General features: G+C 70.3%; 9 protein-coding genes and 1 pseudogene. 3 read left to right on the plus strand and 7 right to left on the minus strand.

Features of this window, described 5'->3' with window-relative positions; genetic code table 11:
- Positions 1 to 371: 371 nt before the first annotated feature.
- Positions 372 to 3896, minus strand: coding sequence for a methionine synthase (gene metH / locus ABT297_RS25505; RefSeq protein ID WP_350553972.1), 3525 nt, complete (start codon positions 3894 to 3896; stop codon positions 372 to 374).
- Positions 3897 to 3906: 10 nt separating this feature from the next.
- The gene (locus ABT297_RS25510; RefSeq protein ID WP_350553974.1) at positions 3907 to 5559 is read right to left on the minus strand and encodes a DUF2142 domain-containing protein; all 1653 of its coding nucleotides are present in this window, start codon (positions 5557 to 5559) and stop codon (positions 3907 to 3909) included.
- Positions 5560 to 5706: 147 nt separating this feature from the next.
- Here ABT297_RS25510 and ABT297_RS25515 point away from each other — a divergent pair, with 147 nt between their 5' ends.
- Positions 5707 to 6588 carry a PAC2 family protein gene (locus ABT297_RS25515; RefSeq protein WP_350553976.1) on the plus strand — a complete coding sequence of 294 codons (882 nt, stop codon included), beginning with the start codon at positions 5707 to 5709 and terminating at the stop codon, positions 6586 to 6588.
- Positions 6589 to 7000: 412 nt separating this feature from the next.
- Here ABT297_RS25515 and ABT297_RS25520 read toward each other — a convergent pair whose 3' ends face one another.
- The 3 genes from ABT297_RS25520 to ABT297_RS25530 form a co-directional block, all read right to left on the minus strand.
- Positions 7001 to 8308, minus strand: a complete 1308-nt coding sequence (locus tag ABT297_RS25520) for an MFS transporter (RefSeq protein ID WP_350553978.1) — start codon at positions 8306 to 8308, stop codon at positions 7001 to 7003.
- Between the two features lie 273 nt (positions 8309 to 8581).
- Entirely contained in the window at positions 8582 to 8785 is a 204-nt protein-coding gene (locus ABT297_RS25525) for a hypothetical protein (RefSeq protein WP_350553980.1), read from the minus strand.
- Between the two features lie 66 nt (positions 8786 to 8851).
- The gene (locus tag ABT297_RS25530; protein WP_350553982.1) at positions 8852 to 10057 is read right to left on the minus strand and encodes an ISL3 family transposase; all 1206 of its coding nucleotides are present in this window, start codon (positions 10055 to 10057) and stop codon (positions 8852 to 8854) included.
- A 317-nt stretch (positions 10058 to 10374) separates the two neighbouring features.
- Between ABT297_RS25530 and ABT297_RS25535 the strand changes: the two genes are divergently transcribed.
- Positions 10375 to 11169: a GntR family transcriptional regulator gene (locus ABT297_RS25535; RefSeq protein WP_350553984.1), complete on the plus strand. Its 795-nt coding sequence runs from the start codon at positions 10375 to 10377 to the stop codon at positions 11167 to 11169.
- On the opposite strand, the gene ABT297_RS25540 is transcribed toward ABT297_RS25535, so the two are convergent.
- Complete coding sequence (locus ABT297_RS25540) at positions 11166 to 11627, minus strand: ester cyclase (RefSeq protein ID WP_350553986.1); 462 nt, start codon at positions 11625 to 11627, stop codon at positions 11166 to 11168. The two genes, ABT297_RS25535 and ABT297_RS25540, sit on opposite strands and share 4 nt — an antisense overlap.
- Before the next feature lie 90 nt (positions 11628 to 11717).
- On the opposite strand from ABT297_RS25540, the gene ABT297_RS25545 reads away from it, so the two are divergent.
- Positions 11718 to 12833 carry a helix-turn-helix transcriptional regulator gene (locus tag ABT297_RS25545; RefSeq protein WP_350553988.1) on the plus strand — a complete coding sequence of 372 codons (1116 nt, stop codon included), beginning with the start codon at positions 11718 to 11720 and terminating at the stop codon, positions 12831 to 12833.
- Positions 12834 to 12995: 162 nt separating this feature from the next.
- Here the strand turns inward: ABT297_RS25545 and ABT297_RS25550 are convergent.
- Positions 12996 to 13400 (minus strand): annotated as a pseudogene (locus tag ABT297_RS25550) (sodium:solute symporter family transporter); the annotation flags it as partial.
- Positions 13401 to 13408 lie beyond the last annotated feature (8 nt).

Here is a 13408-nt window from a genome sequence, read left to right on the forward strand (position 1 = left end):
GCCGGGGGGTTCCCACCCCGGAGCCCCCCATGCCCGCTTCGCGGGCACTTTTGCGGGCGCTGCGCGCAGTGGTTGCGCCCAGCGGTCGCGGTTACCGCTGGGCGCGGCCTCGCGCGGGCAGTTCCTAGCCTGGCGCGCGCTCCGCGCGGGCGCTGCCGGGGGGTTCCCACCCCGGAACCCCCCATGCCCGCTTCGCGAGCACTTTTGCGGGCGCTGCGCGCAGTGGTTGCGCCCAGTGGTTGCGGTTGCCGCTTCTAGCTTGGCGCGCGCTCCACGCGAGCGCCGCCGGGGGTTCCGACCTCGGGAACCCCCGGGCCCGCTTCGCGAGCACTCCTGCGGGCGCTGCGTGGCGCTGCGTTCTGGTCGCGGTGTTACTTGGCGTTGAAGTAGGACGCGTCCGGGTGGTGGATGATGATCGCGTCCGTGGCCTGCTCCGGGACGAGCTGGAACTCCTCCGACAAGGAAACGCCGATGCGGTCCGGGCGCAGCAGTTCGACCGTCTTCGCGCGGTCCTCCAGGTCCGGGCAGGCCGGGTAGCCGAAGCTGTACCGGCAGCCGCGGAAGTCGGTGCGCAGCAGGCCGTCGAGGTCCTTAGGGTCCTCGTCGGCCATGGGGCGGCCGTCGGGCAGGACGAGCTCCTCGCGGACACGCTTGTGCCAGTACTCCGCCAGGGCCTCGGTCAACTGCACCGACAGGCCGTGGACCTCGAGGTAGTCGCGGTAGGCGTTCTCGGCGAACAGCTTCGCGGTGTAGTCGGAGACCGGCTGGCCGACCGTGACCAGCTGCATCCCGATCACGTCGAGCTGGCCGGGCCTGGTGGTGGCGTCGCGCGGCTTGAAGAAGTCGGCGATGCACAGGCGGCGGTCGCGGCGCTGGCGCGGGAACGAGAACCGGGCCCGCTCGCTGTGGCCGTTCTCGTCCAGCACGACCAGGTCGTTGCCCTCGGAGTAGCAGGGGAAGTAGCCGTAGACGACCGCGGCCTCGAGCACCCGGTCCGAGGCGAGGCGGTCCAGCCAGTACCGCAGCCGCGGCCGCCCCTCGGTCTCCACCAGCTCCTCGTACGTCGGGCCGGTGCCGCCCCGGGCGCCGCGCAGGCCCCACTGGCCCAGGAACGTGGCCCGCTCGTCGAGCAGGGCCGCGTAGTCGCTCAGCGGGATGCCCTTGACGACCCGGGTGCCGAAGAACGGGGCGGTCGGCACGGGCACGTCGAAGTCGATGTCGGAGCGCACCGAGGCGTCGTCGAGCGACGGCAGGTCCTCGCGGACCTCGACGGTGCGGGCGCGCCGCTCGCGGCGGGCAGCCAGGGCGGCCTCGCGCTCGGTGTCGATCACCGGCGCGCCGCCGCGCTTGGCGGTCATCACGCGGTCCATCAGGGCGAGGCCCTCGAAGGCGTCACGGGCGTAGTGCACGTCGCCGTGGTACAGCGCCCGCAGGTCGTCCTCGACGTAGGCGCGGGTCAGCGCGGCGCCGCCGAGCAGCACCGGCCAGCGCTCCGCCACGCCGCGGGCGTTCATCTCCTCCAGGTTCTCCTTCATGATCACCGTGGACTTGACGAGCAGGCCGGACATGCCGATCGCGTCGGCCTGGCGGGTCTCGGCGGCCTCGATGATCGCCGAGATCGGCTGCTTGATGCCGATGTTGACGACCTCGTACCCGTTGTTGGACAGGATGATGTCGACGAGGTTCTTGCCGATGTCGTGGACGTCGCCCTTAACCGTGGCCAGCACGATGCGGCCCTTGCCGGCGTCGTCGGCGGACTTCTCCATGTGCGGCTCGAGGTAAGCGACCGCGGCCTTCATCACCTCGGCGGACTGCAGCACGAACGGCAGCTGCATCTGACCCGAGCCGAACAGCTCGCCGACCGTCTTCATGCCGTCCAGCAGCACGTCGTTGATGATGGTCAGCGCGGGCATGCCGGTCAGCGCCTCGTCGAGGTCGGCCTCCAGGCCCGCCCGCTCGCCGTCGATGATGCGCCGCTTGAGCCGCTCGTCCAGCGGCAGCGCGGCGAGCTCCTCCGCGCGGGAGGCACGGGCCGAGGCGACGTCGACGCCCTCGAACAGCGAGATGAACCTCTGCAGCGGGTCGTAGCCCTCGCGCCGGCGGTCGTAGACCAGGTCCAGCGCGACCTCGCGCTGCTCGTCGGGGATCCGGCTCATCGGCAGAATCTTCGAGGCGTGCACGATCGCGCTCGTCAGGCCGGCCTGCTGGCACTCGTGCAGGAAGACCGAGTTGAGCACCTGCCGGGCCGCCGGGTTGATACCGAACGAGACGTTGGAGATGCCCAGGGTGAAGTTGATCCCCGGGTACAGCCGGGAAATCTCCCGGATCGCCCCGATCGTCTCGATCCCGTCGCGCCGGACCTCCTCCTGACCCGTCGTGATCGGGAAGGTCAGGCAGTCCACGAGGATGTCCTCGACCGCCATGCCCCACTTCGTGGTCAGGTCGTCGATGAGGCGGCTCGCGACGCGGACCTTCCACTCGGCGGTGCGCGCCTGCCCCTCCTCGTCGATGGTCAGCGCCACCACCGCCGCGCCGTGCTCCCTGACCAGCGGCATCATCCGGGCGAACCGGGAGCCGGGGCCGTCGCCGTCCTCGAAGTTGACCGAGTTGACGATGCAGCGCCCGCCGAGCATCTCCAGGCCGGCCGCGATGACCTCGGGCTCGGTCGAGTCCAGCATGATCGGCAGCGTCGAGGCGGTGGCGAACCGGCCGGCCAGCTCCCGCATGTCCTGCGCGCCGTCGCGGCCTACGTAGTCGACGTTGAGGTCGAGCATGTGCGAGCCGTCGCGGGCCTGCTGCCGGGCGATCTCCACGCAGGTCTGGTAGTCGCCGTCGAGCATGGCCTCCCGGAACGCCTTCGAGCCGTTGGCGTTGGTGCGCTCGCCGACCATGAGCACGCTGGCGTCCTGGTGGAAGGGCACGTGGTGGTAGATGCTGGCGATGCCGGGGTCGAGCTGCGGGACGCGGGCCACCGGGGCCTGACGGCCGAGGCGCTGCGCGACGGCGCTGATGTGGGCCGGCGTGGTGCCGCAGCAGCCGCCGACGAGCCCCGCACCGTACTCCAGGACGAAGCGCTGCAGCGCCTCCGCCAGCTCCTGCGGGGTCAGCGGGTAGTAGGCCCCGTTCGCGGTCAGCTGTGGCAGGCCCGCGTTGGGCATCACGGAGACCGGCACCTTCGCGTGCTGGGCGAGGTAGCGCAGGTGCTCGCTCATCTCGGCGGGCCCGGTGGCGCAGTTGAGCCCGATGAGATCGATGCCCAGCGGCTCCAGCGCGGTGAGCGCCGCACCGATCTCCGAGCCCAGCAGCATCGTGCCGGTCGTCTCGACCGTGACGTGCGTGATGATCGGCACGACCCGGCCGGCGGCGGACATGGCGCGCTGGGCGCCGATGATGGCGGACTTCGTCTGCAGCAGATCCTGACAGGTCTCGATGATCAGCGCGTCGGCACCGCCGTCGATGAGGCCGGCGGCGTTGTCGAAGTAGGCGTCGCGCAGCACGGCGAACGGCGCGTGCCCGAGCGTCGGCAGCTTCGTGCCGGGGCCGATCGAGCCGAGCACGAACCGGGGCCGCTCCGGCGTGCTGTGCGCGTCGGCCGCCTCCCGGGCCAGCCGCGCGCCGGCCTCCGACAGCTCGCGGATCCGCGACTCGATGCCATACTCGCCGAGGTTGGCCAGGTTGGCGCCGAACGTGTTGGTCTCCACGGCGTCGGAGCCGGCCGCGAAGTACTGCTCGTGCACGCCCCGGACGACGTCCGGCCGCGTCGCGTTGAGGACCTCGTTGCAGCCCTCGTGCCCCTCGAAGTCATCGAGGGTGAGCTCGGCCGCCTGCAGCATGGTGCCCATCGCGCCGTCGGCGAGGAGCACCCGCTCAGCGAGCGTCTTCAGTAGATCCGCCATATCCCAAAGGCTAACGGGAGCCTGGGGTGGCCTCTGCCCCGGGCACACGCGATTCCCGCCACGTGTCGGACCCGATCTCCCGCTGGCTGGGAAGCTCGCTCGTCACGTCGGCACTTTGGCCGGTCGGTGCCCGCTCCGGCACCTGCTGCGCGGCGGGCGCCGGCGCGGCCGGGGCCTCCTCGTGCGGTACCCGCCAGAACACCACAGCGGTGCAGGCGAGCCCCGCCACCATGATCACCAGTGGGGTCACCGAGCCGGTCGGCGGGTGCCAGCTGCCGGCGAGGGGGTCGAACCAGCCGAGGCCCGCGGTGCGCGGCATGCCACGCTGCCAGCGCACCATCGCCCACACCAGGAGCACAAGGTGTACCGGCAGCAGGAACACCACGAACGTGCGGGCCAGGCTGCGGGCGCCCGCCGCGTCCAGCAGCCGCCGCTCCAGCGTCCACGCCGCCAGCAGCGGCAGGCCGGCCAGCAGCGGCAGCATGTACCGCCCGGCGGTGATGAACCCGGTCTGGTTGGCCTGGCTGACCTGCAGGACGCCGGGCAGCGCCACGCCGCCGAGCAGGATGACCAGGTACCGCCAGCGCACCGTCCAGTCGCCGGCGATCCCGCCGAAGAAGACCAGGCCACCGACGAGCATCGCCCAGACCGCGTAGACCGGCTGCCACATCACGACGTCGAACCAGCCGGCGACGCCGATCATGCCCTCGATGTAGATCCACCAGCTGTCGACGTAGACCGCCACCGCCTGGCCGAAGCGGTAGTGCCACAGCCCGGGCGGCGGCGGCACGAGCTCGCCGGTCTTCATCCCGACGATCCAGGCCGCCGACAGCACTACGGCAAGGGTCACGCCGCCGGTCCACAACTTGACCCGCGGCAGCTTCCAGTACTCGCGCAGCCACTTCCGGCGCACCGGAATCGCGAGAGCGAAGAACGCGAACGCGCACCACGCCGGGCCCGCCGAGCGGAGCGTGAGCAGTAGCACAGCACTGATGCCCAGCAGTGTGACCAGCGGTTTCTTGGCGACCAGGTCGGGCGGCTCCAGCAGCAGCGGTATGCCCGCCGCGAAGAACGCGATCCCGGCCGCGATCTCCACCGAGTTGGGATTCACGCCGCCGGCCAGGTGGGCCAGCATGGGGGTGGCCACCGCCAGCAGTGCCACGGCGCCGAGCCCGAAGCGCGACCAGCGCAGCAGTGACACGAACGCCGAGGCCAGCAGCGCCGCGCACAGCGCCGCACTGATCAGCCGGGCCGTGACCAGGCCGCCCCAGTTGGGCCACCAGCGCAGCACCGGGCCCACCACCAGGTAATACAGGGGGTTGTAGCGCCCGGCGCTGGTGCTCACCTCGCCGATCGGGCCGCCCTTGAGCCCCGCCGCGCAGGCCGCGGACACCTTCGGCTTCGGGCCGAAGCACATCGCGTGGGCGTCCATGCCGACGGGTACCCGCTGGTAGGCACCCATGCCCGGGCGCCCGAACGCGTCGGGGACGACGGCCGGGCGGGCGAAGATCTGTCCCGGGTCGAGCGAGGCGACCCCGGCCGCCCGGATGGTGTGCTGGACCTCGTCCGCGGGCCCGTCGAACGGCGCGGCGAAGCACCACGCGCCGAACACCAGGAAGAAGGCCGTGAAGGCCACCAGCCAGGCCCTGCGTCCGTTTCGCATGCCCGGATGCTATCGAGAGATTTTATGAGCTTTTCTACGAAGCATGACAGATCACCCCATATCGGTCGCCCGCTGTATCCACGCCGATCTGGTCCGTACCCGCGCGGCCCGCAAGCCATCTCGCGCCCCTCCACGTAGGCTGGAACCGTGACCGAGTTCGACGGCCTGCCCGTGCTGCGCTCCCCTGTCGCGATTGCCGCGTTCGAAGGGTGGAACGACGCTGCCGATGCGTCGACCGCCGTCGTCGAGCATCTCGAGCAGGAGTGGGGCGCCGAGACGATCGCCTCGCTCGACCCGGAGGACTTCTACGACTTCCAGGTCAACCGGCCGACCGTGCTGATGTCCGATGGCGAGACGAGGCGCATCGAGTGGCCGACGACCCGCTTCGCGGTGGCCAGCCCGCCCGACTCCGAGCGCGACATCGTGCTCATCCGCGGCATCGAGCCGAGCATGCGCTGGCGCACCTTCTGCGAGGAGATCCTCGAGGTGTGCCACAGCCTGGAGGTCAACCGGATCGTGCTGCTGGGCGCGTTGCTCGCCGATGTGCCGTACACCCGCCCGCTGCCGGTCAGCGGCTCCGCCCCGCCCCGCTCGTCGCCCGAAGCGGCGGAGCGGCTGGGCCTCATCCCGTCCCGCTACGAGGGCCCGACCGGCATCGTGGGCGTGCTGCACGACGCGTGCGCACGCGCCGACCTCGAGTCGGTGTCATTCTGGGTGCACGTACCGCACTATGCGAACAACCCGCCGTGCCCGAAGGCCACCCTGGCCCTGCTGCACCGCGTCGAGGAGATCCTGGACCTGCCCGTCCCCACCGGCGACCTGGCCATGCAGTCGGCGGACTGGGAGGAGCGGCTCAAGCAGGCCGCCGAGCAGGACGCCGAGCTGGCCGAATACGTCCGCGAGCTCGAGGAACGCTCGGGCGACGCGGGCCTGCAGCCGCTGACCGGCGACGAGATCGCCCAGGAGTTCGAGAAGTACCTCCGCCGCCGCGGCGGCCAGGCCGGCCCCTCCGCAACGGGCGCCTGGTAGCCCGTACTGCGACGGGGTGCCACGCACCCGGTCCACCTTGCACAGCAGACCGCCGACGCGGGAGACGGCGACGGGCGCGCCAGGCGAGCAACGCCTCGGCGCGCCCTCGCCGCAGCCGCCCGCGGGAGATCGCGCGGGTCGTGCGAAACGCCCGCAAGGGTGCCCGCGGAACGGGCACGGGGGCTCCGAGGCCGGACCTCCAGCAGCGCCCACGCGAAGCGCGGCCACGACGCAGGGGCCACACCGCGAAGGCAGGAGTGCCCGCGAAGCACGCGCCAGGCAAGAGATCCACCCGGCGTGCCCCGCGCCGCAGACGCTCGCAAAGTGCCACGAACCGGCTTGAGGGTCCGGAGTGGGAACCAACCTGGCCTTCGCTGCGCCGCAGGAGCGAAGGAGTGTTGAGAGGCCGGCGTCAGTGCGCCTGTTCATAGGTCGGGTCTGGCCTGGGAACGATCCGTCCTAGTCGGCGAAGCGGAGACAAGATCATCAATATCGGAGACATCAACAGGCCGCTAGCCGAGATGAGCAGAGCGGCGCGAAGCCCGTGGTGGTCGGCCAGGAGACCGCCGAGCAGGGCCCCGAGCGGGCTCATGCCCATGCCGGCGAAGCTGATTGTTGCGGCGACGCGACCCTGCAGGAAGCCGGGGGTGACAGCTTGTCGGACGGCGATGATGCTGACGTTGATCAGTTGTCCGCATGCGCCGAACGTGAAGTTGATCGCGATGAGTGCGCAGATGGTGGTCAGCGAGTTGCCGTGCAGCGCGGACAGGCACAGCATGATGCCGTTTCCGACCACGGCAGCGGCTATGAGGACTGGACCGTAGCCGAGGCGGCTGGGTAGGCGTGCGGCGAGCAGCGCGCCTAGCAGAGCGCCGGGTCCTGTGGCCGCTAGCGCTAATCCGATGACGGCAGCGGACAGGTGTAGTTCTCGTGGGAGAAAGAGCAGGTAGGCGGTCGTCGTGGCGGCCAGGGACAGCTGGAACGCTGCCGAGGCGAGGCTCACCGTGCGCAGGATTTTATTGCCGGTAACGAAGCGGATGCCCTCGCGCATGTTCTGCCGCATCTTGCGTGGACCGCTCGGATGCTGCGGGATCGTCTCGCGGTGACGAATGTGAGCGATGGCTAGGAACGAAGCGCTAAAGAACAGTGCGCTGGACACGATGGCCAGCGGTGCTGACAGCAACGACGCCAACGCCCCTCCCAGGGCAGGACCTGTCATTTGGGAGGCGGACCGGCTCGCTTCGATCGCGCTGTTGCCGTGCAGGAGCTGATCGCGCTTCAACAGGCGTACCAGTGACACCTGATACGCCGTATTGAACAACACTGACAGGACGCCGACGGTCAAGGCGCAGGCCAGCAGCATCGGCAGCCTGAGAAGCCCGGCCAGGGCGCAAGCGGCGACTGCGCTGAATATCAAGGCACGGCCGAGGTCCGACAGCGCCATGACGGTGCGGGTTTGCCATCTGTCCACCCACACGCCGGCGAAGAGCGTGAGCAGCAGTTGTGGTGCTTGCTCGACGGCACGCAGGGCGCCGAGTTGGCCAGGGTCGACGTCCAGCGTCAAGACAGCGATCAGCGGCAGAATAATGAAGCCGGATTGTTCACCCAGCTGTGAGGCTGTCTGCCCTGCCCAAAGACTGCGGAAACTCGAGTTGCGCCACAGGCTAGGTGGGCTGTCGGGCCGAGCAGAATCGGAGAAGGCGGAGGAGTTGGACGGCACAGGGGTATCCCTTGAGAGGCGTTGGGCAAGGTCCACCTACCGTCGTGCATGAATGCACTGACGGTGGTAGGTAGGAAGGCTCGCTATGCCGCGCTTATCAAGGGCAGCACGCGATGACAGGCCGATTACGGCCTACGGTGTCAACGCGTGCTCGAACGACCGACCATGCCTCAGCTCCTCACGGGATCACTTACGGTCCTCACCCTAGCCAAAGATCCTCACTCGGGTAACAAGGTTTGCTGGGCCACTTCAGTACCGGACGCTCCCGGAGCCTCACTGGCCCCTCGGTGTCAGTGATTGCACGAGAGGCATATCGACACGGCGCAGGCCGGCGGTGAAGGATCGCAGGTCGGGCTGGTCGTCGGCTTCGACCGCGGTGATCCAGTCGTTGAGTCGCTGTCCTTGTCGGGCGGTCAGGATCTCGGCGAAGGCCGAGATGTGGGTGGCCAGGGGCGTCGAGGTGCGGGCAGGCGGCACGCGCTTGGGCGAGTTGGTCGCGGTCGTCGTCGGTGAGCCGGTCTGGTTGGGTGAGCAGCCAGCTGGTCAGCTGGCGAGTTTTCGGTGGCCGTCGTGGTGCCGGTGGTCGGCCGGCAGCGGCCCGCAGCGGACGTAGGTAGGTGCGCAGGGTGGTAGTGCTGCCGCGGTAGCCGCGCTCGCGGAGCTCGGCGCACAACGTGACGGCGTTGGTGACGCCGCTGCCCAGGCGCTGACGCAGGTAGTCGGCGTGTTCGTCGAGCACGCGCGGACGTCCGGGATGAGGCTTGGCCAGCAGTTCATGGATACTGCTCGCGCGGGCGAACCGGCGCACGGTTCCACGGGCCAGGCCGAGTTCGCGGGCGATCGCGCGGATGGTGACACCTTGCGCGAGTAGGTCCTGGACCTGTCGGTAGCGCTGCCGGGTGCGCGGTGCCAGCAAGCCCTGCTCGGACCGGTAAACGGAGGCCGGCAGAGAGATCTGTTCCGAGTCTGCGACCGCCACCGCGGGTTCGGTGGGTGCTGCGAGCAGGCAGCGCAGGTGCCGAGCGACAGTCTTCTCGGCATGTTCGCCCAGGTTCTTCCACAGATGCCATCGGTCGGCGCACCGGACCGGGCGCCTTCGGCATAGCTGCCGGCGCGGTCGCGGCAGATCACCCGCACTGCGGGATGAGCGGCGAGCCAGCGTTGCAACGTCTCCGCCCGCCGAAAGGCAAGAACCTCGATCGGACGGTGGGTATCGACGTCGACCAGCACGATCGCGTAGCGGTGCCCCCGGCGCAACGCGAAGTCATCAACGCCCAGAACCGTTACCTCACCATCAGCGGGGTCCGGGAGCGCGCGGATCAGGCGCAGCATGCTGCTGCGGCTGGCCGCAAGACCCATCAGCATGGCCAGTCGGGCGCCGGCTCGCCCGGCAAGGGCGAGCGCGATGATCTCGAGCGATCTGCGCATCAGCGGGCTGCGACGCGCCCATTTGCTGGTCAGTCCCGGAATCTGTTCTGCGAAGGTCTGGGCCGGGCAGAGATCTACGTCGCAGAAGAACCGGCGAACCCGCAACCGCAACTCCACCGGGGAGCCGGCCACCGCAGCATCGGTCAAGCGACGCTCGTATCGGCTATGCACCCTGCTCGACCGGCGGCTACACCGCGGACACGCGGCCCGGCGAGACCTCGCTCGCACGTGTAATCGCAGCCCAGATGCCACGCGTTCGACCTTCTCAACGACCACAGCTGCCAGGTGAGGCAGAACCACAGCAAGATCAGAAACTCGCATGGCGGCCGACCATACACAGTGGATTTTGGAAGCCGGGGGTTAGTCTCTGATCACGAAAATTGGGTCAGATCCATTCTTCACGCGTCGCCGACAGGGGCGTCCGGGACGGGGCCTCGGGCAGTACCGCAGACGCCAACAGCAAGCCGCACCCAGGCCGCAGCGGCCGCGCAGCGCAGGCAAAAGTGCTCGCGAAGCGGGCATGGGGGGTCCGGGGTGGGAACCCCCCGGCAGCGCCCGAGCGAAGCGAGCGCCAAGCTAGGAACAGCGCGCCAGGCAAGTGATTGCGCAAACCTTCCTAGGAGACTAGGTTTCGTTGTATGACGATCAATCCGGGGGCTGCCGAGTTTCCGCACCGGCAGATCGGGGCTCAGCTGCGGGCACAGATCCAGCGCGGGGACTGGGCGCCCGGGGAGCGGCTGCCCTCCATCCCCGCGCTCGCGGCGCAGTTCGGGGTGGCCAAGCAGACCGTGCAGCGCACCATCGACCAGCTGCGCATCGAGGGGCTGCTCATCACGCGGCCGGGGTCGGGGACGTTCGTGCGCGGGACCAAGCGGCGGATGAACCGGCTCTCCCGCGGGCGATACGGCGCACAGCGCGGGTACCACGCGGAGCTCGCCACGCGGTACCGGCAGCATCTGATGATCGTCGCGCAGATGCCGGCGCCGGCCGACGTGGCCGAGGCGTTCGGGCTGGACGCCGGGGCGCCGCTGCTCGTGCGGCGGCACCTCGTGCGTACCGGTGACGCGCCGGTCGAGGTCGGGGCGTCCTGGTTCCGGCCCAACGACGTGCGCGGCACCTCGATCGAGCGGCCGGACGTGTTCGACCGGCCGCTGTACCAGGAGGTCGAGGAGGAGCTCGGGCGCCGCTACACCAGCGCCCGCGACCAGGTCAGCGCCCGGCTGCCCACCCGCGAGGAGGCGGAGCTGCTGCAGATCCGCCCCGACACGCCGGTGCTGGTGCTGCTCCACGTCGCCTACGACGAGGACCACAAGCCGATCGAGGTCGCCCAGGCGGCGTGGCCGGGACCGATGACCACCCTGACCGAGGAGTACCGTATTCCGGCCCCGCGCCCCGGCCTCCCCGACGACGAACCGGGCCTGGCCCTTGGTTAGCCCGCCGGCGGCTCGTCGATCAGGCCCAGCTGCTGCAGGTGGCTCACGTCGTCGCGCACGCCCCAGTGGTCGGTGACGCGGCCGTCGGCGTCGAAGCGCATCCAGTGCATCTGACGGAACCGGAAGGTGCGGCCGGTCGGCGCGTTGCCCAGGAACGGGCCCAGGTGGGTGCCGGAGTACCAGTTGCGCATCACCACCACGTCGCCCGCGCCGGTCAGCTCCTCGATCTCGGTGCGGCAGTCCGGGAACGCGGTGCGCAGCATGCTGACCAGCCCCACGATCGCCCCGGTACCGTTGCGCAGCGCTTCGGGCGCCGTGTGGTTGACCAGGCCGGGGGTGAAGTGCTTGTCGATGAGGTCGGTCCGGCCCCGGTCGATGATCTCCTCGTAGATGCGGCGCATGGTGCGCTTGTTGCGCTCGACGATGTCGGTGTCCTGCGTAGTCGGTGACGTGGTCATGGCGGCGACGCTAGGGAGGCGGCCGGACCCCGGGCCATCCCCGGAATTCGGGGGGACGCCGCCGCGGCCGGGGTGGCTACATTCGATCTCATGCGGACGACGGCCTTGGACAGGACGCGGCGGGCCGTGCTGCGCCTGTCGCACCTGGGGCTCGACCTGACGGCGTACCGCACGCAGCTCGACGCTGTGCTGCGCGCCGAGATCGGCTGGGACCTGGCCGCCTGGTCGACCACCGACCCGGCGACCCTGCTGTTCACCAGCTGCGTGCTCGTCGGCCGCGACGAGGACCACGCGCTGGAGCAGCGGCTGTTCGACCTGGAGTTCGGTGAGCCGGACGTGAACACGTTCGCGGCGCTCTTCGCCGAGGGCACCGTCGCGGCCGGCCTGCACGAGACGACCGGCGGCGACCTGACGCGCTCGCCGCGCTGGCGGCAGCTGCTGTCCGGCCTCGGCGTGACCGACGAGCTGCGGGCCGTCTTCACCGACCGGAACGAGTGCTGGGGCACGTTCGTCGGATACCGGCTGGGCGGCGCGCCGTTCACCCGCGCCGACACGCGGCTGCTCGCCGCGCTCGGGCCGATCGTCGGCGACGGGTTGCGCCGCTGCCTGCTGCGGGCCGCGGCGGGTGCGGCGCCAGGGCTGCCCGAGCCGCCGGGTGTCCTCGTCGTCGACGCCGCCGGCGCCGTCATCTCCACCAGCGCCGCCGCGGAGCGCTGGCTGGCGGAGATGGACAGCCCGGGGGCGCTGCCCAGCGCGGTGCGTTCCGTTGCCGCCATGGCCCGGGCGGCCGGATCGGGTGACGGCGGCGTCACGCCCGCCCAGGGGCGCCTGCCCCGCCGCGGCGGTAGCTGGCTGCTGCTGCACGCGTCGATGCTCAGCGGTGACGCCGGTCATGTCGCGGTCGTCATCGAACCGGCGCGGCAGACGCACCTCGCCGACGTGCTGGTGCGGGCCTACGCGCTCACCGGCCGGGAACGGGAGGTCACCGAGCTGGTGCTGCACGGCCGCTCCAACGCGCAGATCGCGCGGGCGCTGGGCATCGGCGTGCACACCGTCGGCGACCACCTGAAGTCGATCATGTCCAAGCTGGCCGTCTCCAGCCGAGCCGACCTGTTCGCCGAGCTGTTCGGGCGTCATTACCTGCCGGCCCGCCTCAGCGGGTCGCTGCCCAGCCCGTACGGCTGGTATCTGCCCGCGCAGGCCTGACCGGCGCGACGGCCACGATCCCGCCGCGCGTCGCGGGGACCGTGGCCGTCGCTCGTCAGGAGACCGCTCAGGTGATGGGGTCGGGCGCGACCGTGGACGGCGCCGGGGACGCCGGACAGCCGCGGGTCGCCCTCGTCGGCGAAGGCCCATGCCGGCGACCCAGCCGCCGATGAGCTGCAGGTCGATGGAGAACTGCGGATCGACGAAGACCACGAAGACCAGCGCGCCGAACTTCACCAGCAGCGACATCAGCTTCGACGCCTGGGCCTCCTGGGCCGGGGTGGCGTCGCGCTTGAGGTACTCCCGGTAGATGTTGCGGGTGAACAGGTTCGCCGCGGCGATGGACATGATCGCCGCCGGCACCAGCGCGCCGATGCCGATGGCCGCGTAGGCGACGCCGGCGAACCAGTCCGGGAAGAGCTTGTCGAACAGCAGCGGCACCACGGTGTTGTTGTCGTTGGTGCCGTTGGCGTTCTTCAGCGGGGTGACGCCGGCGGCGATCGCGGCGTAGCCCAGCAGCAGCGAGTACGCCGGAAGTGGTGCCGACATATTGCGCTTGTTGACATCCTCCCCTG

This window comes from Dactylosporangium sp. NPDC000555 (assembly GCF_040300025.1).
GTDB lineage: Bacteria > Actinomycetota > Actinomycetes > Mycobacteriales > Micromonosporaceae > Dactylosporangium.

Bases quoted from the DNA above. Each gene is read 5' to 3' on its own strand.
- metH (WP_350553972.1), bottom strand. From the start codon at position 3,896: ATGGCGGATCTACTGAAGACGCTCGCTGAGCGGGTGCTCCTCGCCGAC.
- ABT297_RS25530 (WP_350553982.1), bottom strand. From the start codon at position 10,057: ATGCGAGTTTCTGATCTTGCTGTGGTTCTGCCTCACCTGGCAGCTGTG.
- ABT297_RS25535 (WP_350553984.1), top strand. From the start codon at position 10,375: ATGACGATCAATCCGGGGGCTGCCGAGTTTCCGCACCGGCAGATCGGG.
- ABT297_RS25545 (WP_350553988.1), top strand. From the start codon at position 11,718: ATGCGGACGACGGCCTTGGACAGGACGCGGCGGGCCGTGCTGCGCCTG.
- ABT297_RS25510 (WP_350553974.1), bottom strand. From the start codon at position 5,559: ATGCGAAACGGACGCAGGGCCTGGCTGGTGGCCTTCACGGCCTTCTTC.
- ABT297_RS25540 (WP_350553986.1), bottom strand. From the start codon at position 11,627: ATGACCACGTCACCGACTACGCAGGACACCGACATCGTCGAGCGCAAC.